Origin of the sequence: Siphonobacter sp. BAB-5405, from assembly GCF_002872335.1 — a bacterium.
GTDB lineage: Bacteria > Bacteroidota > Bacteroidia > Cytophagales > Spirosomataceae > Siphonobacter.
Window position 1 is genome coordinate 302,197 of sequence record NZ_NJAG01000011.1, and the last position, 26,812, is coordinate 329,008.

Here is a 26,812-nt window from a genome sequence, read left to right on the forward strand (position 1 = left end):
AAGCCTTGCCTTACGGCAAGGCTTTGTCGTTTTTTGTAGGATGGAGTCGCTCTTACACCAACACTTGCCTTCGGATACGGTTGCCTACTGTCTGAGTCTTTGGCAACAACATCCCTTCCATTTTCAGATTACCCGCCCCCGTCGCAGTAAATTTGGCGACTACGCCTACTGCTCCCTCAAAGGCCACCGGATTTCCATCAATGGAAATATGAACCGTTACGCCTTCCTCATTACGTATTTGCACGAAGTAGCCCATCAGCGGGTTTGCATCCGGTTTGGTACTGGCGTTGATCCGCACGGACGTTCCTGGAAAAAAATGTTTCGGGAATTACTACAACCCGTCCTGACCGAAGGCGTATTTCCGGCTGATATTCTCCTTCCCCTGCTTGACTACGCCCGTGACCCTAAAGCGGCCACGGCTTCGCACCAGCCTTTATACCAGGCTCTTCGCCGCTATGATCAGCATCCGGAAGGCACGCTGCGACTCGTCGAAGTCCCCGAAAACCAGTCTTTCGAACTGGGAGGCCGTACGTTTATTAAACACCAGAAACGCCGTACCCGCTTTTTGTGTACTGATCAGCAAAATGGTCGGCAGTATACGGTTCCTGCGGAAGCAATGGTTCGCTTACTTGAGGTACGGATTGAGCCAAATTCACGTTATTAGTGCAGGTTCGGTTATTACATGAAACAAACGTTTATTGGGCTTCTATTGCTGCTCTGGATTCCGCTGCAAAGCCAGGGGCAGGCTTCGGTATTGGCGGAAGGCTCCTGGTTAAAAATCGGGGTTACGAAGGATGGCGTATACAAACTCGACGCGGCCCAACTGCGAAAAGCGGGCTGGTCTACCGTCGATCCGCTTCAGCTTCGCCTGTACGGAAATGGCGGAGCGGCCCTTCCGCAACCCAACGCAATACCTCGCCAACGGGATTTACGGGAAAATGCACTCTGGATCACGGGAGACACTGACGGTCGGCTAGATGTCGAAGATGGCATTTACTTCTACGGAACAAGCCCCCACGAAATTCGGCTGGATACCCTGACGGGGCGGTTTTCCCATGCATTGAATCCTTATACGGATACTACCTATTATTTTCTGACGCGGAGTACCCAGGGTTCGCCGAAACGCCTGACGACGGCCCCCTTGCTTACGCAGGGTACGAGTCTGACCAGCTACGACGACTATCTTTTCCACGAAAACGAAGAAATCAACCGGGTTACCTCGGGACGGAACTGGTACGGCGAAGTTTTTTACGTCACTTCCGAACGTACCATTCCTTTCAAAATACCGGGTGCCCTTCCCAATACTCCTTATCAGCTGACTTCGGCCACGATGGGCTATAGCTCCGTAGCGACGCAATTCAGTTTGAAGGTAAATGGACAGCCTCTGGGTAGTCAAACCATACCGGCTACCTCATATGATCGCTATGATTTCAAAGGCATGGAGGTAGCGACCACTTTTCCGGGAACTATACCCGCTCTTCCAGCGGATGGAACGTTTGCGGTCACGCTTACCTACAACCGCAACGGCGACAACGCCGCTCAGGGAGCTTTGAATTACCTGGGCTTGCAGGTACAACGATCGTTGAGCTGGTTGGACCAGGGGTTTAGGTTCCGCTCATTGGCCAGCCGTACCCTGCCGCAGGTACAAATGACTTTGGCTAATGCACCGGCTTCGCTGCAAATCTGGGAGGTATCAGGATCAAACATTCAGCAAATGACCCTGCGTAACGGAACGTTTGGCTATACCCCAGCGGGACGTATCCACGAATTTGTGGCGTTTTTACCCGAACAAGCCCTTACCCCAGCATCGATTCTACCCACGGGTAATCAGAACCTTCAGCAACAGAATACGCCTCAACTGCTCATTATCACCCCTCCAGCTTTCCGTTCGGAAGCGGAACGGCTGGCGGCGTTCCGGCAATCACACGATCAGTTGACACCCTTAGTCGTTAGTACGACTGAAGTGTACAATGAGTTTTCTTCCGGTCGGCAGGATCCGACGGCATTACGGGATTTCATCAGACAACTCGCTGAACAGCAACCCGGTACATTACAATACGTTCTGCTGTTCGGAGATGCCACTTTCGATTATAAAAACATTCTTCAGGAAAATCAGGGTTCCTATGTGCCTACGTACGAAAGTCGTGAATCCCTGCATCCTATTTACAGCTACTCTTCGGACGATTACTTCGCTTTTCTGGAAAATACCGAAGGTGAATGGCCCGAAACATACGCCGGAGATCATACGCTTGATGTGGGCATTGGACGCCTGCCCGTCAAGACCCTCACCGAAGCCCGTCAGATGGTAGACAAGCTGATTCATTACGAAGGGGCTACTACCCGGGGCCCCTGGCAAAGCCGCCTGTCTTTTGTGGCGGATGATGGTGACTTCAATATTCATACCCAAGACGCCGAACGGCTGGTAAATCTGGCGGCGGCGACCCCTTATCATTCCGAAAAAATTTACCTCGATGCCTATCCGCAAACGGGTTCGGGTACGGATCAGAAAAGTCCACAGGCCCAGGCGGCCCTGGCCAATGCCGTTCGCGAGGGCCGATTGATGATTGCCTTTGCCGGTCACGGCGGCGTATCGGGCTGGACGCAGGAACAAATCCTGAGTTTACGGGACATTCTGGGCTGGCGTAATTATGACCGCTTACCCCTGCTGTTAACGGCGACCTGTGAGTTTGGCCGATACGACAATCCCGGCGTAGTTTCAGGAGCCGAGCTAGCCCTACTCAGTGCCCAGGGCGGAGCCATTGCCTTGCTGACTACTACCCGACCCGTGTTTGCCAGCTCGAACGCTCTGGTCAGTGAAGCGTTCATGAAAGCCGCTTTTCAGCCCGTTAACGGTCAGATGCCCCGCTTGGGTGACATCTTTCGACAAACCAAAAACAACAGTCTGGCGGGTCGGGTCAACCGGAATTTTTCTCTGCTCGGGGATCCATCCATGCGATTGGCTTACCCGCAGGATTCCATTCAGCTCGTGTATCCGGACACGTTGCGAGCCGGAGCGGAAGTCACCATTCGTGGTACGGTCCCCTTCGATGGAACTGCCTGGATTGAAGTGTATGATCAGGCACGTTCGTACCAGACGCTCGGCGATGAAAATCCCAAGTTTACCTATCAGGATCGCAAAAGTTTATTATACAGGGGCACGGCTCCGATCCGCTCGGGAGCGTTCTCCACTCGTTTTGTAGTTCCTCATTCCCTAAACGCTGGCATCGGACGCGGAGTAGTGCACGTATATGCCAACAGTAACTCTGCCACAGCCCTCGGTATTGGCCACCCCTGGGTAGGCGGGATCGCCCTTCAGCCAGTCACCGATCTGGAGCCTCCTGTTCTTCGTTTGTACATGAACGATGAGCAGTTTCAAAGTGGTGGTACCACCGATGCGAATCCTACCCTACTCGCCTTTTTATCGGATGATACGGGCCTTTCCTACACCGAAAACCAACCGATGCTGGCTACGCTTAACGATACACTCACCTTAAATTTAAATACTTATTTTACGGCTACAGATGCCCGTTCGGGCCAAATTCGTTATCCGTTCCGCAATTTACCGCAAGGTTTGTATCAGCTTCAAGTTCAGGCTTTTGACGGTTTTGGCAAGAAAAGTCAACAAAGCCTGCAATTTTCCGTACAGCCCTATACGAAAAGAAACCTTCGCAGCGTTAGGGCAATGCCCAATCCTTTTCGGGAACGCGTACGTTTCACCTTCGAACATGAATTTCAGGACGATGACACCGAAATTACTTTCTATCTGTATGATCTTACCGGACGTTTGCTCCACCAGCAGACCTTCCAAAGCTATAGTACCCCTTCCCCTTACGAAGATTTACAGCTTGAAAATTCGGAATTAAATACGGGTTTGTACATTTATCGTATTTTTGTGCGGTCCCTAACTACCGGTCTCACGGCAAGTGGGAGCGGAAAGATTTCTCACATCAAGTGACTTTTGTTAGTTTTGCGATTAAATACATCCCACGAATGTTCACTTTAAACTGCCTCAGCAGAGGCACTACTCCCGTATCCCCCGTTTTGGATGGCCTGGACACAGACCCTCAACGTTTAACCCAATCTCGGATGAAAAGACTTCAAACCCGATTTTTTACCCTTGCCTTTCTAGTAGGTTCCTCTTCGTTCGTATGGGCACAAAATGGTAGTGGGATTACAGGCGTCAATGGTGACCGCGTTCCTCTTCCGGCTGTTCCTTTTGTAAATATCGCTCCGGATGCCCGCTCGGCGGCTCTGGGAGATGCAGGCGTGGCTCTCAGCCCCACTGAAGCGGCCGGTACGTACTGGAATGCCTCAAAGCTCATCTATGCGGAACACGATGCCGGAGCCAGTATTTCGTATACGCCCTGGCTACGTAACGTAATCGGCGATATGTGGCTGACGCATGTGACGGGTTATAAGAAAATTGGCAAAAATCAGGTCGTTGGTCTGTCGCTTCAATATTTCAACATCGGCGATATTCTCTTTACTAACGAATCAGGAACCATTACGGGCGACTTCAACTCCAAAGAATACGCGATTGGTGGTTCATACGCCCTTAAGCTGTCGGATAAACTGGCACTGGGCCTGAACCTGAAATATATTAACTCTAACCTGACCGGTGATCAGGTAGTAGCGGGCGTTGCCTTGCGTCCCGGACAAACCGTAGCGGGTGATATTTCCCTGTTTAGCAACGGCTACAGCCCCGAGAAGAAATGGTACGCCAACTACGGGGTCATGATTCAAAACCTGGGTGGTAAAATCAACTACGGTGGTACGGCCCAAACGCCTTATTTCATTCCCACCAACCTGAAAGTGGGTACAGCGATCACCAATCGTCTGGACGAGAAAAACTCTTTGACGCTGACGGTCGACCTGAATAAACTCATGGTTCCAACGCCTCCCGAACGTGATGCGACGGGTGCCATTATTCCAGGCCGTGGTTCCGATCCTGATAAGAAAGGTTTATTTGAAGGCGTCTTTGGCTCATTCGCCGATGCTCCCGATGGTTTAAAAGAAGAGTTGCAGGAAGTAACGATTTCAACGGGTCTGGAATACAACTGGAATAAAATCCTGTCGGCTCGTCTGGGTTACTTCTACGAAAACCCGAACAAAGGCAATCGTAGTTTCATTTCCGCTGGTTTTGGGGTACGATATCAGAAAGTAGGACTCGACTTTTCGTACCTGTTCCAGGGCGGCGGTCAGCAGAATCCGCTGAATAACACGCTCCGCGTATCGTTGTCTTTCCTCTTTGATAAGAAACAACGCATCGAGGAAGCTCCCCGCGACGATTTTTAATACAAACTTTGTATCAGCAGGAAAATGGCATTCGAAGGAGTGCCATTTTTTATTTCCACTCCGGTAGTTTTGTACCGTTCCGTTTTTAGTACCTTGGCGGTTTGCCCGTATGAAAACTCCGTTTTCCCGGCCAGTAATGTCTTCCCGGGAATGCAATTGTAGATGAATGATGACACTGAACCGCACCCAAGCTCCTGATTTTCAGCTTACCGATATTGTTTCGTTTGTTCCCGTAGTCATCCACACACTCGATAACGGCATACCTGTATACGTCGTAACGGCTGGGCAGCAACCCGTCGTACGCATCGAGTGGATTTTTGAAGCCGGTGGCTGGGATGAGCTTTTACCCAATGTTTCGACCTTTACGCTGCGGATGCTCAATGAAGGTACCCAGCAACACACGGGTGCCGAATTAGCCGAATTCTTCGATCAGTATGGTTCCTTTCTGGAATTACAGGCTTCTTCGGACCGCTCGACGGTAACGCTGTACGCCTTACGCAAACATCTGCCCGTACTGCTGCCCCGAATTCAGGAATTGATCCAGGAAGCCACTTTTCCCGCCGAAGAGCTGGAAGTACAACGGACCATTGCCTTACAGACCTTACAGGTCAACGAAGAAAAAACGTCTTTCCTGGCTTCGCGGGGTTTCCGCGAAACCTTGTTTGGGAAAAGGCATCCGTACGGAAAAAATCAGACCCAGGAAAACCTGAAAGCCTTTTCCCGGGAGGATTTAGTGACGTTTCATCAATCGCACCTGGCGGGGCAAGCCTTTCGGGTATTCGTGGCTGGTCAGGTAGACGAAACGGAAGTGCAGCTACTCAATCAGGTATTTGGTCAGCAGAGCGTTCAGGGTGCGAAGCCCCGACCAGCCTACGAATTTCCGGCGACTCCGCCCGAAAAACCTCTGCTCCTGGATATGCCAGATAAGATGCAGTCGACGCTGCGAGTGGGTAAACGAAGCGTGAATCGAGTACATCCTGATTACTACAAGGTGTTGGTCACGAACGAGATTTTTGGTGGCTATTTTGGTTCGCGACTGATGAAAAACATCCGGGAGGAAAAAGGCTTTACCTACGGCATTTATTCCCAACTCAATCACTTTGCTCAGGCGAGTCAGCTGGTGATCGGTACGGACGTCAACAAAGAATTTACCCAGCAAACCCTTGATGAAATTCAGAAAGAGCTGGTACGGCTGCAAACCGAACCCGTGCCGCTTGAAGAGTTGCAAACGGCTCAGAATTTCATGATCGGGCAATTCGTGGGTTCCCTGAATACGGCTTTTGAAATCGCCGATCGGCATAAAATCCGAATTTTAAATCAATTACCTGACGATTACTACGAACGCCATATCGAACGCATTCGGGCGGTAACTCCCGAGGACGTACAACAAGCCGCCCAGACTTACTTTCAATGGGATTCGATGATTGAAGTAGTGGCGGGTGGAAAATAAAAGCGATACAGCTCACCTTATAAAAGAAAAGGCTCGGGAGAATTTCCCGAGCCTTTTCTTTTACAGGTACTTACTATTGATCAAGTTTTCCCGTTCGGAATACCTCGTACAAACTCTGAATAAAAATGAGAATCAGAATAAAAGGCAGCAAGTGAGCCCCCCAGATGAAGGCTTTGCCCGTAAACTGATACGTACCCGACGAAAATTGAATGAATACGTTCATGAAGGCCATCGAAGCAATGACCAGCAACAAAGCCAGCAACAACACCGCCGTACGTACCGGAAAAAACTTCTTGATTAATTCGCTCATCAAAATCGAAAAGACTACCGCCAGCAATACGAAAACTAAAGCCCGCGGGAAGTTTTTAATGTACGAGTAGCGATACAGCCAGATGCCCACCCGACCAATGAGATTGGGATGCGAAAGCAACCAGGCATCCGTTACTGCTAACACCAGATAGAGCAAATAGTGGGTACGAAAACGCATTCGAATAAGTAAAGTTTGAAGGTTTGGCGTTTAGAGTTTAGGGTTATTGAAATAGCACATCCATACCCTCGTGTCCTTGGTCTCCAATTAACGCTAAACCCAAAACTGCTAAATGCTTAACAGAGTCTTAATTTTCCTGATACAATACCTGAGTTACGGTTTGGCCTACGGCTTTCATGACGTTTTTGTCAATGACCTCCATATTGTCCTTGTGGGTGTGGTGATAATCGCCGAAGGTTTTCGGGTTGTTCACCTTCATTTCCACAATGTCCACCATCGGGATTTTTGCCACTTCGTTAACCGCTACGTGATCGTCCGTCAGACCACCACCAGCTACCGGCAGAAAGTACTGATTATAGCCCAGTCGGCTCGCCGTATTCCAGATATTTTGTACAACGCTCGGAGCATATTGCAGGGAGTAACTCTCCTGCGGGAACTGAGCCCCCTTGGCTCCTACTAAATCCAGTAAAATCCCGTAATAGGCCGAATAACCCGGTTTATGCGGATTTTTCGCCCAATATTGAGAACCTAACGCCCAGTTGGATCGTCCCTGAGCAGGCGTCATTCCTTCTTTCTCGCCCCAATCTTCAATATCAAAGAAAATAATATCGATACCAACATTCGGTAGCGGCTGGGCCTTCAGATTGCGGGCAATCTCCAACAGTACGCCAACGCCGCTACCGCCGTCATTCGCTCCGTCGAAAGGTTTGTTCTTGTACTGAGCGACGGTGTCTTTATCCGCAAAGGGACGCGTATCCCAGTGAGCCGTTAACAGAATGCGTTTAGCAGCGTCGGGATTAATACTGCCGATGATGTTACGGGCATTGAGCTTGGTACCGTCGAAAGCCGTCTCGGTAAAGGTCTGCTCGGTCACCGCAAATCCATAACTTTTCAGCTTGGCTACCATCCAGTCGCCGCAGGCCCGATGGGCTTTTGAATTGGGAATACGAGGGCCAAAATCAACCTGCTTCTGGACAAAAGCATAGGCCGAATCCGCGTTGAACACCGGAGCTGGAGCCAGCTTCGTCTCCTCCGTAGCCGTACTCTCCGCACTTTTCGATTTTTCTTTACAGGATTCAAGTAATAGGCCGCCCATCAACAGCAGCCCAATCAGGGTGAGGGTACGTTTCATAGGTAGTTTGTGCAGTTTTCAGTTTGCGGTTTTCAGTTTTCAGTTTGTTTAGCCCTTGTCTTGCTCTTTTTACTGAAAACTGAAAACCATCAACTGACAACTAAATCTATTCTTCATACGCCCAGTCGATCCGTTGTTTCAGATCTTTAATGACCAGGCCATTTTGTTTAAATACGGAACGAATCTGATCGACTTTGTCGTATTGCTTCTGTGTTTTGAAATCACGGTACAGGTCCAGCAAACCATTGACCAGTGGCTCAAACGCTTCGTTACGCTCTTCTTTCAGACCCAGAATATCCAGGAAAAACGTAAGATAGGTGGCCTTGAGTTTTTCGAAAACCTCCGCTCCCAGCTGGGCAAACTGACTCTGCCCCATGTACAACTGGTTGATTTTCTTCAACAGGGTAAACAGGTTTGCGATGGTGACGGCCGTATTCAGGTCGTCGTTCATACCATCGTAGGCTCCCGCAATGGCTTTCTCGATTTCCTCCACCTGTTTCGGATCAATGCTTACGCTTTCATCGGCCACGTACTCCATTTCGCGGAGTAAACGCAGTCCATTCAACAAACGCTTGTATCCCTTTTGAGCCGCTTTGAGTGCTTCGTTGGAAAAGTCGAGGGTGGAACGGTACTGGCTTTGGAGCATGAAGAACCGGGTCGTCATGGGCGAATACGGCTGTTCGAGCAAATGGTGACTACCGGCAAACAACTCATTGGGCAGGAAGGAATTGCCCAGCGATTTCGACATTTTCTGACCATTTACCGTCAGCATGTTCGAGTGCATCCAGTACTTCACCGGCGAAACGCCATTCAGGCCCGTACCCTGAGCAATCTCACATTCGTGGTGCGGGAATTTCAGGTCCATCCCGCCCCCGTGAATGTCAAACTGTGTCCCCAGGTATTTCGTACTCATGCAGGTACATTCCAGGTGCCAGCCTGGAAAGCCCAGTCCCCAGGGGCTTGGCCATCGCATGAGGTGATCGGGAGCGGCTTTTTTCCAGAGGGCAAAATCCAGCGGGTTTCGCTTCTCACCGACGCCATCCAAATCGCGGGTTTCGCTGAGTAGATCTTCCAGAATACGACCAGAAAGTTTTCCGTAATCCTGTCCATTCTGGTTGTACTTTTCAATATCAAAGTACACCGATCCATTGGATTCGTAGGCTAAGCCTTTCTCAATCAAAGCTTTCACCGCTTCAATCTGCTCGACAATATGACCCGTAGCCGTTGGTTCGATACTCGGTGGCAGGAAGTTGAATTTCGATAAAACCTGATGGAAATCGTCCGTATAGCGGTGCACAATTTCCATGGGCTCCAGCTTTTCGAGGCGGGCCATACGACCAATCTTGTCTTCGCCCTCGTCGCTGTCGCCGGTCAGGTGCCCCACATCCGTCAGGTTACGAACGTACCGAACCTGATAACCAATGTGCCGTAGATACCGTACGAGTACATCAAAGGTGAGGAACGTCCGAACGTTGCCCAGGTGCACGTAATTATAGACGGTAGGCCCGCAGACGTACAGGCCCACGTGGGTCGGATGCAGGGGTTGAAAAACTTCTTTTTCCCGAGTCAGGGTATTATAAATCTTCAGGGATTGCATGAACGAAGGGAATTGAATGAGATTGGTACCGAAAGCTCAGTACGCAAAAAAGTGAAACAGTCGAAGATTACTGACCGTTCCAACATCGAAATACGCGGGAAGAAAAAGAAACAGTTGCCACGTGATACAGGGTTTCGCCGCAAAAGTAAGGAAAAGAGTTTCGAGTTTGCAGTTTTCAGTTTAGAGTTTTCAGTGATGGGTTGCGATTCGTCGGATTGCAAATCCGTCACAGGTAGCTTTCGGATTGTAAATCCGACAAGAGCGGTATGATTCTTCTTTCCTAATTTCTGACCTGCAATTTAGGCTGTTCAAGATTACCCATTACGATCGGTATGAGCGTGACGAATGCAGAATTAAAAACCTACACTACTTGAGTCTCTCCTCAGTCGAACGCCCCAGCCCCGAAGGCAATGACCATGGCTATTCACATAAAACCCCTCTAGGGTTAAACGGTCATACTTCCCCTATTTAATCTAGGTTTGCCTCCTGACTCACCAACCCCAAAGGGATTCAATGTCATTTGCCCCGTATGCAATGCGGGAATCGTCCCGCTCGGTAGGCACAGCCTACCAGCTTCTGCGTCCGTAGTACATACTACGGACAACCCGCCTCGCTACCTTTACCGGATTTTATCCTACCAAAACGGAAACGTAAAAAACGCGGCGGCTGCCGCTCAAAACTCAAAACTCAAAACCCAAAACTGAAAACTCCCCTATCTTTGACTAAAGATTCTTTCCCAGATACACCATGTTATTGTTCGAAGTCGGTACCAATCCGAAAGCCCAACGTGAATTTTTGATGTTTCCCGTGCGTCTGTATCAAAACGACGCGAATTGGATTCGTCCGCTGGATCAGGACATTGAGTCAGTCTTTGATCCGCAGAAAAACAAAATGTTCAAACACGGGGAATGCATTCGCTGGATTTTACAGAACGACGCCGGACAAACCATTGGTCGGGTAGCCGCTTTCGTTGATCACGATAAGGCACACCTGGAAGAGCAGCCTACGGGCGGAATGGGCTTTTTTGAGTGTATTGAGGACGAAAAAGCCGCCTTTGTTCTTTTCCAAGCGTGTAAGGAATGGCTGGAAAGCAAAGGTATGGAAGCGATGGACGGCCCCGTTAACTTCGGCGAACGCGAGTCGTGGTGGGGACTGATGGTACAGGGCTGGGATCACGAACCCACGTACAAAATGCCCTGGACGAAAGCGTACTACATTCGCTTTTTCGAAACATACGGCTTCCAGGACTACTTCAAGCAGTTTGTTTATACCTCGCCGATTCGGGAAGTGGTGGTTGCTCCGGCGGTGGAAGAAAAAGCCCAGCGGATCTATGCCAATCCGGAATACACCTTTCAGCACATCGAAAAAGCCAAACTCGATCAGTATACGGAGGACTTCCGCAGCATTTATAACAAAGCCTGGGCCAAATTTCCAGGTGTCAAACCGATGAGCAGCGAGCAGGCCGCTTCACTGGTGAAATCCATGAAACCTATTCTGGATGAACAACTGATCTGGTTTGCCTACGCAGGCGGCGAAGCCATTGCCTTCTTTATTGTCATTCCAGACCTGAACCAGATCGTGAAGCACCTCAACGGAAAGTTTGGTCTGGTACAGAAACTCAAGTTACTGTACTTGCTTAAATGGAAAAAGGTAGTCACCCGTACCTGCGGATTGATCTTTGGTGTGATTCCAGACTATCAAGGCAAGGGCGTCGAGTCGGCCATTGCCCTGCGTTTCCGTCAGGCAGGCCGTGACAATCCAGACTATCAGTACCATACCATCGACATGAACTGGGTAGGTGATTTTAATCCGCGAATGAACCGCTTCGTTTCGCAATTGGGGACCAAAATTGAAAAAACCTTTATTACGTATCGCTATCTGTTCGACCGTACCAAAGAGTTCAAACGCTGTCCACGGGTATAAGGCTTTGCCTACGCTTGTAAAGATTACCTTCCTCCGGAGGGTAATCTTTTTTTGTTAAAGCGTTCGTACTAAGTAGTCTATCCGAAATTAAAATCTCTTTTCTCATTAAACCTGTCCCCCCTCAACCCCATCCCATTACTGATCTTTCTACGGTGTATGCGTGAACTCTTTACTCCATCCGTCTTTTCATCCGATGAAAAACACGCTTATTCAGTTGAAGCATTTGTATCAGCGGGCGGGCTTTGGAGCAAGTCCTGCTACGTTACAGCAAGCCAGTCGCCATTCCGTTCGGCGTGCGGTACAGGATCTTTTTAAGGACGCTCAGACCCCGCTTCCCCTGCACGTAGTCGATCCACAGCGAGTAGGCTATTCTCGGAAAGCATTACTGGAAATGGTCCTGCAGAAAGACCCCCTTTCAGAGGAACAGAAGAAGCAGTATATCCGGCAAATTGATCAGGGAAACCGGGAACTGATCGGGGATCTGAATTATGCCTGGGTTACGCAAATGGCATCCGGAACCAGCGTCTTTCGCGAAAAAATGACTTTGTTCTGGCATGGGCACTTCGCCTGCCGAAGTCTGAATCCTGCGTTCGTACAACGACAGAATAACACCATTCGTCAACATGCCCTGGGCAAGTTTGGCGACTTACTTCAGGCCATCGCTCAGGACCCTGCCATGCTTCAGTTTCTGAATAACCAGCAGAACCGGAAGCAAAGTCCGAATGAGAATTTTGCCCGTGAAGTCATGGAATTATTTACGCTGGGCCGGGGTCATTACAGCGAACAGGACATTAAGGAAGCCGCTCGTACGTTTACGGGTTGGGGCTTCAACCGGGAAGGAACCTTCGAAATCCGGAAAAATCAGCACGACGCCGGTACAAAAACCATTTTCGGGAAAACGGGCCCCTTCGATGGTACGGATACCTTATCGCTGATTCTGGAACGTCCCGAGACCGCTCCTTTTCTGGTCACTAAAATCTATCGGTATTTTGTCAACGACCGGCCCGACCCGGAGATCATTCAGCCACTGGCCGCTGGTTTCCGTAAAAAGGACTACGACATCAGTTGGCTAATGCATGAGATTCTCACGTCCGACTGGTTTTATCGTCCCGAAAACATCGGGGTGAATATCAAATCCCCGGTCGAACTACTGGTAGGTTTCCAGCGTCAACTGGGCTTGAATTTTGGACAGAAACAGGCGGTCCTCTACGTTCAGAAAGCCCTGGATCAGGTCCTGTTTTATCCGCCCAACGTGGCGGGCTGGCCGGGCGGTGCTACCTGGATTGATTCTTCCAGTTTACTCTTACGGATGAAGCTGCCCGAAATCATTCTTCAGGCCGCTCAGTTGAATTTTAAAGCCAAAGCTGATGGCGACGTCAACACGGACTATCTGGCGAAGCGATCTAATAAACCTTTCCTCCAAACGCAGTTCGACTGGGAAGCCTTTGCCCAACCCTTTGCCAGCTTGTCGACGGAAGCTTTGCTGGATGCGTTGAGTACCTATTTACTGGCCCGCCCGCTCCTGCCCTCGCAGCGAGATTTGTTACTGAAGCATCGTAAAAATAACGACTTACAGGACTTCACTTTAGGACTATTGACCCTGCCCGAGTATCAGCTTTGTTAACGCCCCTCAAAAATGCCTACGCGTATGAATCGAAACGAATTTATTCGCCGCTCGGCTTTGGCTGCGGTCGGAACCTGGCTGATTCCGGACTTTGTGAAAGCCTACGAACGCGATCAACTCAACACGTTTCGTACGAACGATAAGGTGCTCGTCATTATCCAGTTCTCGGGTGGTAACGATGGTTTGAATACCCTTATCCCGTTCCGAAACGACATCTATTACCGCGAACGTCCCAAACTGGCCATCCCCGAAACCAAAGTCCTGAAACTTACGGATGAACTGGCCCTGCACCCGGCCCTTGAGAAACTTCGCTCCTGGTACGATCAGGGATATTTCCGCTTTCTAAACAACGTAGGATACCCCAACCCGGATCGTTCGCATTTTCGTTCGATGGACATCTGGCATACCGCCAGCGATGCCAGCGAATACCGGCAAACGGGCTGGATCGGACGTTACCTGGATGCTCAGTGTTCGGGAACCTGCCAACCGTATCAGGCCCTGGAAATTGACGATCAGCTCAGTTTGTCCATGAAGGGTGAACGCGTTAAAGGGTTAGCCGTATCGGACCCTAAACGTCTGTATCAGCAAACGAAAAACCCCTTTTATCAGGAGCTGGCCCGAGCTAATCACGAAGCATACGCGAACGTTGATTACCTCTATAAAACGTTGGCGGAAACGTTGTCTTCATCGGCGTACATCCACGCGAAAACCGATGTCACCGGCACAACAGGTTCTTATCCAACGCACGAACTAGGCCGCCGCCTGAAAACCGTGGCGGACTTTATTCGATCCGGCGTTGATTCTAACGTCTACTACGTTTCCCACGGCAGTTTCGATACGCACGTGAACCAGCAGCCCAAACAGGAACAGTTGCTCAGACAATACGCCGAAGCACTCGATGTTTTTATGCAAGATCTGAAAGCCCAGCATAAACTGGACAAGGTGCTGGTACTGACGTTCAGTGAATTTGGCCGTCGGGTCAAACAGAATGCCTCTAATGGTACCGACCACGGTACGGCTAATTGTGTCTTTCTGGCGGGGGGTAACCTGGCCCTGGATCGCCAGTATCAGGCCGTTCCCGATTTAAGCGATCTCGATCAGGGTGACCTGAAATACAAAGTCGATTTTCGTGATCTCTATGCTACCCTACTCGACCATTGGCTGGGAATTGATTCCGCCGCTGTGCTGGGCAAACCATTCCCGGGCCTGAAGCTTGCCTAGCAGCGAATAATCCGTTTATGGCATCAAACACCCACGTATAACTGCTAAACCTTATCGTTTCCTTCAGGTTTTCTCAAAAAAAAAGCGTATATTCAGGATGCTAGTAACTCATTCGATTCAATGCTTCAGAAAACCCGGGGTTTAGTACTCAATTACCTGCGTTACCGCGAAACGTCCATCATCGTTAAAATTTATACGGAAGAATTTGGTCTGCAGACGTACATCGAAAATGGCGTTCGGAGTAGTAAAGGCAAAAACAAAATTGCCCTTTTTCAACCCCTTACCCTGCTCGATCTGGTCGTGTACTTTAAAGAAAGTGCGGGCATTCAACGCATTTCCGAACTCAGGGTCAATCATCCCTACCAGAGTATTCCGTTCGATGTGACCAAGTCGACTATTGCGTTATTCATTACCGAAATTCTGAGCAAGACCCTCAAGGAAGAAAGTAGTAATCCACCCTTGTTTGGCTTTTTACGGGAAAGTTTACTCTGGCTCGATCAGGCGGCAACGGGCTACGAAAACTTTCACGTCTGGTTTCTGCTGCGGCTGAGTTTTTATCTGGGTTTTGAACCCCAATCCGCCCAGCAATTAAGTCAGGAGCTGACCGACGCCGGGTATCGGGTATACGATGAAGAAGCCCTCAGTCGTCTTGATGACCTACGAACCGATCCTGATGCTAGAGTAAGTCGCCCGATACGGAATTATTTACTGGAAATTTTGTTAAAATTCTATGAGCTGCACGTAGATGGCATGGGCGAAGTACGATCGTTAGAAGTATTACGGACCATCTTTTCGTAAAAATGCTCATTCAATGGATAGCGATTACAGCCATGAAACCAGCTTATCAAAAATTTATTGCCTTGCTTTAACCAAAATCTAAACAATTTTAGGAGCTAGGTTTGTGAGCTTCGTAAAATATCGCTACTTTTGCGTTCCAATTTTGAAAAGCACTGATTATTTAACGCAATAAGCTCATGGCTAAGAAAGGCAACCGCATTCAGGTAATCCTCGAGTGCACCGAGCAAAAGACTTCAGGCGTTCCGGGCATGTCACGGTACGTAACGGTAAAAAACCGGAAGAACACCACGGCTCGTATCGAACTCAAGAAGTACAACCCTTTCCTCAAGAAGCATACGCTTCACAAGGAAATCAAGTAATTTCAGGCCCCAGTTATTCGTTAGGTGGCTCCTAACCGGCGATAACTGACAACTGGTTAGTGATCCACTGTATAACATTTTACTGAAATGGCAAAGAAAGTAGTAGCAACCCTGAAAAAAGAAGGTGGCGTTAAATACGCTAAAGTCATCAAAGCGGTGAAAAACCCGACGACGGGTGCCTATACCTTCAAAGAAGAAATCGTTCTTCAGGACGAAGCTCAGGCAGCTCTGAAAAACTAGTTGCTTGACTTTAAAAGTCTTGTTCTGATCCTCCGAACATTCTTCGGGGGATTTTTTGTTGTAGATTTGAACGTCGTTATCGGCTGGGACTCCAGGCTCTCGTTATATTCCTGTTGCTTTGTGACCCAGTACGTTCATAAAACCGATAACTAGCTACCCCGATAACGTAATCTCAAAAATGGGCTTATTCGATTTTTTCAGTAAGAAAAAGGAACAAATCCAACAGGAGCAGGCCGAATCGCTCGACAAAGGATTGGAAAAAACCAAAGATGGATTCTTTTCCAAACTGAGCCGGGCCATTGTCGGTAAATCGAAAGTGGACGAAGAAGTACTCGATGAACTGGAAGAAATTCTCATTTCTTCGGATGTAGGCGTTGAGACTACGGTAAAGATCATTCGTCGCATTGAAGATCGCGTAGCCCGGGATAAGTTTATGAGTACAAGTGAGCTGGATAGCATCCTGCGGGAAGAAATCGCGGTTCTCTTGTCTGAAAATAAATCCGCTGACGTATCGGGTGATTTCGAAACGCCACTAGGCGTCAAACCCTATGTCATCATGGTAGTCGGTGTGAACGGCGTGGGCAAAACCACTACGATCGGAAAACTGGCCGCTCAGTACCATAAAGCCGGTAAGAAAGTAGTACTCGGTGCGGGTGATACCTTCCGGGCCGCCGCCGTAGATCAACTTAAACTTTGGGGGGAACGCGTGGGTGTACCCGTGATCGATCACGGAATGAATACGGACCCCGCTTCCGTAGCGTACGACGCGGTGAAGCAAGGTACGGAAACCGGAGCCGACGTAGTGATTGTCGATACCGCGGGTCGTCTGCATACCAAAGTAAACCTGATGAATGAGCTGGCGAAAATCAAGCGGGTGATGCAGAAGTTTTCGGCGGAAGCTCCGCACGAAGTACTGCTGGTACTCGATGGCTCTACGGGCCAGAATGCGTTTATCCAGGCTCAGGAATTTACGAAAGCGACGGAAGTGACGGCTCTGGCCATTACCAAACTCGACGGAACGGCCAAAGGTGGCGTCGTAATTGGTATTTCCGATCAGTTCAGGATTCCGGTGAAGTACATCGGCGTTGGTGAGCGGATTGAAGATTTGCAGGTGTTCAGCAAACAGACTTTTGTAGAAAGCCTGTTCAAAAAATAAAACTCCCTTTGATTACCGTAAAAAGCTACCCGTTGTGGTAGCTTTTTTTATGTACTTTGTGTTCACCTGATGGTTTAAGCCGTGAAAATTCCCATTCAAAACCTGTACTATCTATTATGCTACGCCTGGGATAAACTGGAAGAGCGGGATTTAGTGGCAGTATCGGCTACCGATCAGACATCCTTGCTTGAACTACTGACACAGGTACTCGTGAAAGGAAGCTCGCGACTTTTTAAGCAAGGCATGGTTCATACCTATGAACCTGAGCAAGTTACGATGCCAACTATACGCGGAAAATTATTGTTTACGGAAAGCCTTCAGAAAAATGAATTCAGGTACGGACGGGCCTCATGTGAGATTGATCAGTATACGCCTAACCACACAGTCCATCAAATTCTGAAAAGTACCTTTCGTCGCCTACTCAAACTTAAAACCTCCCCGTTCCAGTCTTCCGTACGGCATCTGTACACGCGTATGCAAGGCATCGATGAGATCAGACTAACCGATCGGGTCTTTCGCCACACATCTTTACCCCGTACGCAATTACCCTACCGTTTTCTACTAAACGTATGCGAGCTGATTCATAAGAACTTACTGGTGGACGAAGCAACGGGTCAGTATCAGTTTCAGGATTTCTGGCGGGATGAAAAACAGATGGCGGGTTTGTTCGAAGCCTTCGTTCGCAACTTTTATCGCTATGAACTCCCACAGTGGCGGGTACGCCGGGAAACCATTCACTGGCAACTAAAAGCCAATGAAACGGATCAGACGTTATTACCGCTCATGCAAACGGACTTAACGCTGGAACGAGACGATCGAAAAATCATCATCGATACGAAATACTACGCGGATACCTTTCAGCGGCGTTTTGAGAGCCGCAAAATTCATTCGCCGCACTTATATCAACTGTTTGCGTATTTGAAAAACCAGCCCGCTTCTGCTACGGGTATCTTACTATATCCCACCGTTACAGAATCCGTATCGGCAACGTTTACGGATGAGTCACACCAGATTCGGGTACACACACTCAATCTGAATCAACATTGGAGAGGCATTCGGCAGGAATTAGTGGACTTCGTGCATTGATTACTTTTTTTATGGTCATGGAAGCCATTTAACCCGTATCAGCAAGGTAGTACTGCAACTCTTCGCAGAAAGCCAGGCAAATAGCTAAAACCCTGCTCTGTTTCAGCTTCCATCAACAAAAATTGCCAGCCTTTAGACTGGCAATTTTATCCCTGTTACTGGCTTTATTTCGTTCACTCTTTCCACTCGTTTAGTTCAATCTGATAGCCATCAGGGTCGGGTACGTAAATCTGCTTCACGCCATCAAAACGCACCTGCGAATGGTAGGACAGGTTTTTGCTCTTCAAAAAAGCCTCTGCTTTATCGATCGATTCCACAAAAATGGCAAAGTGGCTTCCGTTTCTGTCATTGTATACGGGCGTTGTTCGTCCGGCCATCAGGTGAATCTGTTGATCCGGTCCGATTTTAAACCACGAGCGAATCGCTTTCAGATTATCGGGTACCTCAATGCGTTCGAGGCCCAGAATTTCCGAATAAAATTTCGTCGAAACCGGTAAATCCTTCACCTGCAAAGCCAGGTGATTGTGTTTGATAACGCCCAGTTTTTCCTGAGCTGAAGCGGCCAGACTCATGACTGTAAGACTGAATAGGATTAGTAAGGTACGCATATAAAGTAGAAGTTAGAGGTACAAAAAAAGTCGTTACCCCGAATGATTGGACTCCAGGGTAACGACTTTCTAAATTTTTTCTAAATCAAGGAATAGGCAGCACTTTGCTTTCCTTGAACGTAGACAGGATAACCATCGTTTGGGTGCTGGCTACTTCTTCAATTTCATTGATTTTTTCCAGCATCAGGCGTTGGTATGAAGCGATGTCTTTTGAAATTACTTTCAGCAGGAAATCGCCGGAACCCGTAATGTGGTGACATTCTACCACTTCAGGAATCTCATTGATTTTCTCTACGAAAGAATCCGTTACCTGTTTTTTGTGACCTACCAGCGTGATCTGTACGAAGGTCGTTACGCCTAAACCTACTTTCTCCCGATCCAGTTGAGCGTGGTAGCTCTGTATGATTCCGGAAGTTTCTAATTTTTTAACCCGTTCCAAGGTTGGTGCGGGTGACAAGCCAATTTCTTTAGAAAGTTGAGCGTTCGTAATCTTGGCATTCGACTGAAGTATTTCAAGAACTTTGCGGTCGATGTGATCGAGTTTCTGAAGTGTGTTCATATGCTATACGCAGAGGGCGAAAATATTATTTGGTGGATAGCTTAACTTTCGCTCACAAATTTCACAAATATACGGCAATTAAGCACGATGGTAAAATATAATTTTTTTTAATGTCTAAATTTTAGTGTAATATCTTAATAAAACCTTAATCCGCTAAACAAAGATTATTTTCTATAGGTCTTTCATTTTCATACTTTTAGGGCCATTTTCCTCAAATGGGGTGCAAATGTCGGGAATTCTTTAGCCTTAATGTACTATATGTAGTATTATTTTTTTCAAAACGGGTTTTCCTTCTCTATTTTGGAGAAGAATCGTTTGTTAACGAAACAGCTAATTTTGAAAAAGCCTTATACCGATGTCGCTAGCTCCTATCGACTTTGACGGGGCTGGGGTGTATCTTTGCGGTACTCACTTACTGTTGATCGTCCTTGTTATTTCGAGAAGTTCCCGGTTTAGAAGCTTTAAAAGAAACGCTGATTCAGTCGGTCACGAATCAGCATGTGGCTCATGCCCAGTTGTTTCACGGCCCGAGTGGCAGTGGAAACCTGGCACTGGCTCTGGCCTATGCCACGTACCTGAATTGTGAAGATCGGCAGGCTACGGATGCCTGCGGTCGTTGTGCTTCCTGCGTAAAAATGCAGAAGCTGGCTCACCCCGACGTACATCATATCTTTCCGGTTGCCATTACCAAAAAAATCAAGGATAACGAATCCGATGCATACATGCCCTTATGGCGGGAATTTGTGGCCGCTCAGCCCTTCGGTACGCTCTCCGACTGGCTTACGTTCATTGGCGTGGAAGGCAATCGACAGGGAAACATTTCGGCGGAGGAAGCCCGTAACGTCATTCGGAAAATTTCGCTGAAAGCCTACGAAGGCGAATACAAAATTCTGATGCTCTGGCAGCCTGAATTGCTGAACGTATACTCGGCCAATGCTCTGCTGAAAATTCTGGAAGAACCACCCGCTAAAACGATTTTCCTGCTGGTCTGTACGGATGCCAACCGGCTTCTAACGACCATTATTTCACGGACCCAACGCGTCGGGGTTCCCGCTTTTACGGAAGAAGAAGTAAGCCGGTATTTACAGGAAAAAGCGGGAACGGAGGAAAAACGAGCCCGCCATCTGTCCTATCTGGCCGAAGGAAATCTGGGATACGCCTTGCAACTCGCTCAGGGCGAGGGCAACGATGACCAACCCTGGTTTGCTCAGTGGATGCGGCATTGTTACCGGGGCGTACCAGCCTTTGGTGACCTCATCAAGCTGGCGGACGAGTTTGATACGCAACCGAAGGAACAACAAAAAAGCCTGATGGAGTACAGCCTGAACCTGTTTCGGGATTTGATGCTCTGGCAGAACGGGGCTCAGGAACTAGTCCGGCTCGACGGGGAAGAACTGACCTTTGTGCAGAATTTCTCGAAAGTCATTCCTCCGGAACGTATCCCGCTGATTACGGAGGAATTAAATGCGGCATTTTTTCACCTGGAACGGAACGTTCGGGCCAAAATGATTTTTATGGATTTGTCCCTGACGCTCGCCCGGTTGATGCGAAAGTAAGTCAGGGAAGTGTTTGGTTTAAGGTTTGATAAAGTTTGAGTGGGTTTGAATGTTTCACGAGGTTTGACGTTTGCGGGCGTCTGAAGTTTCAGGATAATATCTGATGATTCAGGATAATCTCTGATGATTCAGGCCAAGATGATTAATTGTTAAACATTCATTCAAACTTCAAACGTAGCTCCAACCCGTTTGAGGGTATGAACAAGACGACTTAACCATTAAACCTGTCTCAAACCTTATCAAACCTATATCAAACCCATTCAAACCTATATTCTTATACAAGATTCACAATGAAAGTTAGAATAGGATCACGCGGATCGAAACTGGCCTTATGGCAGGCCGAATACGTAGCCGAACAGCTACGGCAGGGCGGCATGGACCCTGAAATTGTAATTATTGATACCAAAGGCGATAAAATACTGGATCGCTCTCTTTCAAAAATTGGATCGAAAGGCGTTTTCACCGAAGAACTGGAAGAACAACTCCGAACCGGTGCCATTGATATTGCCCAGCACTCTGCGAAAGATTTACAGTCTTCCCTGCCAGATGATCTGGAAATTCTGGCTTTTACCCCCCGCGAAGCCGTCAACGATGTACTGGTCAGCTTCAATACCGAACTTTCGCTGGAGTCAGGCGAGCCTTTTGTGGTGGGAACCTCTAGTACGCGTCGGGTAGCTACATTGAAGCGGTATTATCCGCACATCAAAGTGGTAGATATGCGGGGGAATCTGCAAACCCGTCTCGAAAAACTGAAAAATGGTGCCTGCGATGCCTTGCTGCTGGCTTACGCCGGTGTCCACCGGATGGGCTACGAAGAGTACATTGCCGAACATTTGCCGACGGACGTCTTCACCCCAGCAGTGGGTCAGGGTAGCGTAGCCATCGAATGTGCCGTGGGTCTCGACGCCACTAAAAAAGCCCGGATTCGGGAATTGCTAAACGACCCGGTAACGGAAAGCTGCATTCGGGCCGAACGGATCTTCCTGGCAACCTTACAGGGTGGTTGTAGCATTCCGGTTTTTGGTCTGGCTTCTCATTTCAATGGCCGGGTTAGTCTGACGGCGGGTCTGGTTTCCCTCGATGGTACGCAGGAATTACGCCGTACGGAAATTGCCGATACAGCTCAGGCAAACCTGATGGCTCAACGCCTGGCCGATCAGCTGGTGGCTCAGGGCGGTGGCAATATTCTGCGAGAAATCCGGGCGGGCCTGGCTCAATAATCCATCACAACGAACTTTTGGAAGCATACGTTATGACCTTATCGAACGCTGTTTTGAAGAGCAAATGGATCGGCGTGTTACTGCTTTGTTCCTTTTGTTCCTTCGCTCAAAAACGCGAGAACCTGATTACGATTGACACGAAGTACGGCCCCATCCGGCTGATTCTTCACGATCAGACGCCCAAGCACAAGGCTAATTTTCTCAAGCTTACAAAAGAGCACTTCTACGACGGTGTACTCTTTCATCGGGTCATTCCAGCCTTTATGATTCAGGGCGGCGACCCAAAATCGAAACAGGCAACGGCGGATGAAATGCTAGGCGACGGCGATGTCGGCTATACCATTCCAGCGGAGTTTGTACCCGAGCTTTTTCATCAACGCGGAGCCGTTGCCGCCGCCCGCGACAATAACCCGCAGAAAGCGTCGTCGGGTTGTCAGTTTTACATTGTTCAGGGAAAAACCTACGACGATACTTCGCTCGAAACCCAGGCCCGCCGGGCCGGACGAGTTCTGACCGACGCTCAGAAACAGGTGTACAAAACTAAAGGTGGTACTCCCTGGCTGGATGGAAATTACACCGTTTTCGGGCAGGTCATCGAGGGTATGGCGGCCGTAGATAGTATTGCTGCTCAACCCCGAAACGAAGCTAATCGCCCCGATACGAATGTGGCGATGCTAAAGGTGACTAGTAAAAAAATGCGTAAGAAAAAAATAACTCGACTATACGGTTACACTTTTCCCAAGTAAGTCTTCTACTTTTGTACACCGCCACTCCTATCTATTCTTTCTTCGTCATGACGCCTAAAAAAATATTGATTACCGGCACGAACGGTCTGCTTGGTCAGAAACTCATTACTCTCTTACATCAAAATCCCGACATTCAACTGATTGCTACGGCTCGTGGAGCCAATCGTCTGCCCTTTACGGATGGCTACGAGTACCACGAAATGGACATTACCGATCCAGCTCAGGTAGCTATCGTCATGGAAACGGTACGCCCCGATGCCGTCATTCATGCCGCAGCGATGACCAACGTGGACCAGTGCGAATTCGAAAAAGAGCTGTGCTGGAAAATGAATGTACTGGCGGTAGAATACCTCGTCGAAGCCTGTCAGAACTACGATACGTTCCTCTGCCACGTTTCCACGGACTTCATTTTTGACGGCGTCAACGGGCCTTATCCTGAAGAGGCTCAACCCAGTCCGCTAAGCTTCTATGGCTGGAGCAAGTACGCCGCCGAAGAAGTCGTAAAACGTTCCAACATTCGCTGGGCGATTGCCCGTACGGTGCTGGTGTACGGCATCGCGGCGGACATGAGCCGGAGCAATATTATCCTCTGGGTGAAAAAATCACTCCAAGAAGGCAAAACCATCAAGGTGGTTACGGATCAGTTCCGTTCACCGACGCTGGCCGAAGACCTGGCGATGGGTTGCTGGCTGATTGCCAAACAGGAAGCCCTGGGCATTTTCAACATTTCCGGTAAGGAAGTGATGACGCCCTACGAGATGGCCATAGCCACCGCGGAGTATTTCAATCTCGATAAATCACTCATTACTGAAGCCGATTCGAGCACCTTTACGCAACCCGCCAAGCGTCCGCCGCGGACGGGTTTCATTCTCGACAAAGCTCGCAACGTACTAGGTTACGAACCGCATAGCTTCACGGAAGGAATCGCCATTCTGGCGGAACAGGTGGCTGAACGCGTATAAGGCCTTTTAGAGTTTGGAACGCGGACGGAACCATTCGTCCGCGTTCTTTTTTTGTATGCCATGAAATCCCTGGAAGAGCAACTCAATACGTACGGACGCGAACGGCGTCCCTGCCTCTTCATTCTTGACTTTGAAAATCAGTACCCGCTGATCTGGCCGCTGGACGACGTACCGGAGGCAGACGTCTGGTACGATCTAAACGGTCGGACTAACGTTTCTGCCGAACCTACTGTTTCAACTGGTTTTTCGTTTACAAAAGAGCCCCTGCCTTTCGCGGCATTCGAAGAAAAATTCAGGTACGTTCATCAGGAGTTGAAAAATGGAAATTCCTTTTTAACCAACCTGACCGCCCGTACCCGCGTTCATACTTCACTGGGTTTTCAGGACATTTTTCAGCGAAGTAAGGCTCGCTACAAGCTCTGGCTTTCGAAATCGCTCTTAGAAAAAGCCGGGCCGCCTTTTCAGAAGGAAGTACTCTGTTTTTCTCCCGAAATCTTCGTTCGTATTCAGGACGGGTTGATTTCCAGTCACCCCATGAAGGGTACGCTGGATGCTTCCCTCCCCAACGCCCGTGAACAGCTACTGGCCGACGCGAAGGAACGCTTTGAGCACGCCACCATTGTCGATTTGATTCGCAACGATCTGGCCCAGATTACCACCGAACGCTGGGTCGAACGATTTCGATACGTGGAGGAAGTACCCACGCACGAGAAAACGCTCTTGCAGGTAAGTTCTGAAATCAAGGGTCGTTTACCCGAAGACTGGCAGAGCCAGCTCGGTACGCTGCTTTTGAAAGTATTGCCCGCCGGTTCCATCACGGGAGCTCCCAAGCCCAAAACCGTAGAAATTATCCAGCAGGCCGAACAGGAACCCCGCGGCTACTATACCGGAATTGTAGGCCTTTTTGACGGCGAAAATCTGGATTCCGGCGTATTGATTCGTTTTCTGGAACAGACTAATGACGGTACGTTCTTCCGTTCCGGCGGCGGTATTACTTTTCTGAGTGAAGCCGAAAAAGAGTACCAGGAACTGATTGATAAGGTGTATCTGCCTTTTTCGTAAGAGGTCGTTCATTTATGTCGTCTTCACCAGATAGCATTTCGTCTTGCAAGCCTAGCTGTTCGGTAGCCCATGAGCCTCTCCACGCCTAACGACAGCCTGCACTAGGCCACCGCATTGCGACTGTCGTAGGTCGCTCCGTTGCTCATGGGCGGGAGAGGTTTTCTTCTTCTGGCAATAGTTATCAGAAAACAATCGAATATCTACAGGGACGGACCTGTTACTGTCTAAAACAAGTCATTAATTTTAGACATGGTGCAACGATCAATTCTTCCATTTCATTAATCTACCTACTAATTTTCAAACGCTCAAACATTAAACTTTCAAACCCTCAAACTCCAAACCTATGCAATTACTCGAAACCATCCGCGTAGCCGAGGGCGAACTGGAAAACCTGTTTTACCATCAGCAACGGGTCTACAAAAGCCGAAAAGATTTGTTTGGAGTGACGGATCGCTGGGATTTGGAAGAGCTAATTTCTGTACCCGATACCCTGGATGCGAAGACCATCTACCGCTGTCGGGTTTTGTACGGAGCGGAAGGAATTGAGCAGGTAGAATTTATTCCGTATACGATTCGTGCGATTCAGTCTTTCCAGTTAATGGAAGCCTCAGATTTGAACTATGCTTACAAGTTTGCCGATCGTACGGCTTTGGAGTCCTTGACGAAAGCGGCTTCGGCGGATGAAATTCTGATCGTGCGAAACGGTCTGCTTACCGATACCAGTTACGCCAATATTGCCCTTTCCGACGGTCAGGAGTGGTATACGCCTCATCAACCCCTGCTGGAAGGCACGCGGCGGGCGGCTTTACTAGCGAGTGGTCAGTTAATTCCCGAACGCTTATCCGTCGATGATCTGCGGTACTTTAAGGAAATTCGCTGGTTCAATGCCATGATTCCCTGGGAACTAGCCCCCAGCCTGCCGGTTTCGGCGATTCGCTAAGCTTACTTTCTACGTTTGGGTTCGTAGATGATCCGAATGAACGAACTAACCGGAGCTTTGTGCGTCAGGGAGATACTGCTCACCAACCCAACCAATAGATTCTTCTTCAAAGCAAACCGTACCTGCGGCCGCAGGATATGCTCGGCGGGGTCATTGTACCATTCCGCCCCGACAAAGGCCTTACCCACGACGTAATGCACGGCCAGGTTTACCTGATACCCCGTAGATCGCAGCGACTGTCCTGCCTGCTTCTCGCCACCCCAGGCCGTGTACAAAAGCGTATGTACGTGCGAGCCCCAGCGTTTCGCGGCTACGGCGAAGGGAAATCCGCATTCGGCGGAGATGCCCCGTTGCAGTTCCAGCTCGTTGGTATAGCCTACCGCCAATGAAGTTTGCCAGCGTTCGATCACGGCGTAGGTCCATTGTACGGAGGTTTTCAGGCTTTGTACGGAAACGGTTGAACGCCGTCCGTCTTCAAATTGCGGTTTTTGTACCTGAAAGGGAATTTCCACTTCCAGCCCTAGCCGATTGATGGGTGCAAATTCGTATTCAATGAACGGGTGCCACTGCGAAACGCCCGCCTTTCGCTGAAAACTGGTTCCTACGTTCCACTCCCGCTCGCCTTTACGGGCTCCGAGGTCGCGTACCAAGTCCAGATACAGGGGTTCGGCGTGGGAAATTTTGACGGGCTTTACGGGCGGTGCAACCTGCGTCGTATCCTGAGCAACGGCGGTGCAGACTTTCCCGCAAAGAACAATAAGCAGTAGATATTTCATGGCTTTGTGAACGAT

General features: G+C 49.0%; 24 protein-coding genes. 18 read left to right on the forward strand and 6 right to left on the reverse strand.

What is annotated here, in order from left to right; translation table 11 throughout:
- The first annotated feature begins 40 nt into the window (after positions 1-40).
- The 4 genes from BWI97_RS11325 to BWI97_RS11345 all read left to right on the forward strand — a co-directional run bounded on the left by BWI97_RS11325 (position 41) and on the right by BWI97_RS11345 (position 6,745).
- On the forward strand, positions 41-664 hold the full coding sequence (locus BWI97_RS11325) for a hypothetical protein (protein WP_146010917.1): 624 nt from the start codon (positions 41-43) through the stop codon (positions 662-664).
- A gap of 18 nt (positions 665-682) precedes the next feature.
- Complete coding sequence (porU, locus tag BWI97_RS11330) at positions 683-3,955, forward strand: type IX secretion system sortase PorU (RefSeq protein ID WP_102201077.1); 3,273 nt, start codon at positions 683-685, stop codon at positions 3,953-3,955.
- A gap of 131 nt (positions 3,956-4,086) precedes the next feature.
- On the forward strand, positions 4,087-5,295 hold the full coding sequence (gene porV / locus BWI97_RS11335; RefSeq protein ID WP_102201078.1) for a type IX secretion system outer membrane channel protein PorV: 1,209 nt from the start codon (positions 4,087-4,089) through the stop codon (positions 5,293-5,295).
- Positions 5,296-5,461: 166 nt separating this feature from the next.
- Complete coding sequence (locus tag BWI97_RS11345; RefSeq protein WP_233207813.1) at positions 5,462-6,745, forward strand: pitrilysin family protein; 1,284 nt, start codon at positions 5,462-5,464, stop codon at positions 6,743-6,745.
- A 73-nt stretch (positions 6,746-6,818) separates the two neighbouring features.
- Here the strand turns inward: BWI97_RS11345 and BWI97_RS11350 are convergent, their stop codons facing one another.
- From BWI97_RS11350 to cysS, 3 genes are all read right to left on the reverse strand, one after another.
- On the reverse strand, positions 6,819-7,232 hold the full coding sequence (locus BWI97_RS11350; protein ID WP_094808275.1) for a hypothetical protein: 414 nt from the start codon (positions 7,230-7,232) through the stop codon (positions 6,819-6,821).
- Between the two features lie 127 nt (positions 7,233-7,359).
- On the reverse strand, positions 7,360-8,364 hold the full coding sequence (locus BWI97_RS11355) for a M28 family peptidase (RefSeq protein WP_233207814.1): 1,005 nt from the start codon (positions 8,362-8,364) through the stop codon (positions 7,360-7,362).
- Between the two features lie 106 nt (positions 8,365-8,470).
- On the reverse strand, positions 8,471-9,961 hold the full coding sequence (gene cysS / locus BWI97_RS11360) for a cysteine--tRNA ligase (protein ID WP_102201081.1): 1,491 nt from the start codon (positions 9,959-9,961) through the stop codon (positions 8,471-8,473).
- Positions 9,962-10,708: 747 nt separating this feature from the next.
- On the opposite strand from cysS, the gene BWI97_RS11365 reads away from it, so the two are divergent.
- From BWI97_RS11365 to BWI97_RS11400, 8 genes are all read left to right on the forward strand, one after another.
- Positions 10,709-11,884, forward strand: coding sequence for a hypothetical protein (locus tag BWI97_RS11365; RefSeq protein ID WP_094808278.1), 1,176 nt, complete (start codon positions 10,709-10,711; stop codon positions 11,882-11,884).
- A gap of 193 nt (positions 11,885-12,077) precedes the next feature.
- Positions 12,078-13,508, forward strand: a complete 1,431-nt coding sequence (locus BWI97_RS11370; protein ID WP_102201082.1) for a DUF1800 family protein — start codon at positions 12,078-12,080, stop codon at positions 13,506-13,508.
- 24 nt (positions 13,509-13,532) lie between these two features.
- The gene (locus BWI97_RS11375; RefSeq protein WP_102201083.1) at positions 13,533-14,729 is read left to right on the forward strand and encodes a DUF1501 domain-containing protein; all 1,197 of its coding nucleotides are present in this window, start codon (positions 13,533-13,535) and stop codon (positions 14,727-14,729) included.
- 120 nt (positions 14,730-14,849) lie between these two features.
- A complete protein-coding gene (gene recO / locus BWI97_RS11380) occupies positions 14,850-15,527 on the forward strand; it encodes a DNA repair protein RecO (protein ID WP_102201084.1) in 678 nt (225 codons plus the stop codon).
- Between the two features lie 176 nt (positions 15,528-15,703).
- On the forward strand, positions 15,704-15,886 hold the full coding sequence (rpmG, locus tag BWI97_RS11385) for a 50S ribosomal protein L33 (RefSeq protein ID WP_094808282.1): 183 nt from the start codon (positions 15,704-15,706) through the stop codon (positions 15,884-15,886).
- Positions 15,887-15,973: 87 nt separating this feature from the next.
- Positions 15,974-16,126 (forward strand): DUF4295 domain-containing protein, encoded by a 153-nt coding sequence (locus BWI97_RS11390; RefSeq protein WP_094808283.1) that lies wholly within the window; start codon positions 15,974-15,976, stop codon positions 16,124-16,126.
- Between the two features lie 178 nt (positions 16,127-16,304).
- Positions 16,305-17,282, forward strand: coding sequence for a signal recognition particle-docking protein FtsY (ftsY, locus tag BWI97_RS11395; RefSeq protein ID WP_102201085.1), 978 nt, complete (start codon positions 16,305-16,307; stop codon positions 17,280-17,282).
- An 81-nt stretch (positions 17,283-17,363) separates the two neighbouring features.
- Complete coding sequence (locus BWI97_RS11400) at positions 17,364-18,368, forward strand: hypothetical protein (RefSeq protein WP_102201086.1); 1,005 nt, start codon at positions 17,364-17,366, stop codon at positions 18,366-18,368.
- Positions 18,369-18,541: 173 nt separating this feature from the next.
- On the opposite strand, the gene BWI97_RS11405 is transcribed toward BWI97_RS11400, so the two are convergent.
- Together BWI97_RS11405 and BWI97_RS11410 are read right to left on the reverse strand one after the other, a co-directional pair.
- A complete protein-coding gene (locus BWI97_RS11405; protein ID WP_102201087.1) occupies positions 18,542-18,976 on the reverse strand; it encodes a VOC family protein in 435 nt (144 codons plus the stop codon).
- Between the two features lie 85 nt (positions 18,977-19,061).
- On the reverse strand, positions 19,062-19,535 hold the full coding sequence (locus BWI97_RS11410) for an Lrp/AsnC family transcriptional regulator (protein ID WP_094808287.1): 474 nt from the start codon (positions 19,533-19,535) through the stop codon (positions 19,062-19,064).
- Positions 19,536-19,963: 428 nt separating this feature from the next.
- Here BWI97_RS11410 and holB point away from each other — a divergent pair, with 428 nt between their 5' ends.
- The 6 genes from holB to BWI97_RS11440 all read left to right on the forward strand — a co-directional run bounded on the left by holB (position 19,964) and on the right by BWI97_RS11440 (position 26,021).
- Positions 19,964-21,091 carry a DNA polymerase III subunit delta' gene (gene holB, locus BWI97_RS11415; protein WP_094808288.1) on the forward strand — a complete coding sequence of 376 codons (1,128 nt, stop codon included), beginning with the start codon at positions 19,964-19,966 and terminating at the stop codon, positions 21,089-21,091.
- Between the two features lie 290 nt (positions 21,092-21,381).
- Positions 21,382-22,311, forward strand: coding sequence for a hydroxymethylbilane synthase (gene hemC, locus BWI97_RS11420; protein ID WP_102201088.1), 930 nt, complete (start codon positions 21,382-21,384; stop codon positions 22,309-22,311).
- Positions 22,312-22,343: 32 nt separating this feature from the next.
- A complete protein-coding gene (locus BWI97_RS11425; RefSeq protein WP_102201089.1) occupies positions 22,344-23,057 on the forward strand; it encodes a peptidylprolyl isomerase in 714 nt (237 codons plus the stop codon).
- A 47-nt stretch (positions 23,058-23,104) separates the two neighbouring features.
- A complete protein-coding gene (locus BWI97_RS11430; RefSeq protein WP_102201090.1) occupies positions 23,105-24,019 on the forward strand; it encodes an SDR family oxidoreductase in 915 nt (304 codons plus the stop codon).
- A gap of 60 nt (positions 24,020-24,079) precedes the next feature.
- Complete coding sequence (locus tag BWI97_RS11435; protein ID WP_102201091.1) at positions 24,080-25,081, forward strand: aminodeoxychorismate synthase component I; 1,002 nt, start codon at positions 24,080-24,082, stop codon at positions 25,079-25,081.
- A 343-nt stretch (positions 25,082-25,424) separates the two neighbouring features.
- Positions 25,425-26,021 (forward strand): aminotransferase class IV, encoded by a 597-nt coding sequence (locus BWI97_RS11440; RefSeq protein WP_102201092.1) that lies wholly within the window; start codon positions 25,425-25,427, stop codon positions 26,019-26,021.
- 2 nt (positions 26,022-26,023) lie between these two features.
- On the opposite strand, the gene BWI97_RS11445 is transcribed toward BWI97_RS11440, so the two are convergent.
- Positions 26,024-26,797 carry an HAEPLYID family protein gene (locus BWI97_RS11445; RefSeq protein ID WP_102201093.1) on the reverse strand — a complete coding sequence of 258 codons (774 nt, stop codon included), beginning with the start codon at positions 26,795-26,797 and terminating at the stop codon, positions 26,024-26,026.
- Between the last annotated feature and the right edge of the window lie 15 nt (positions 26,798-26,812).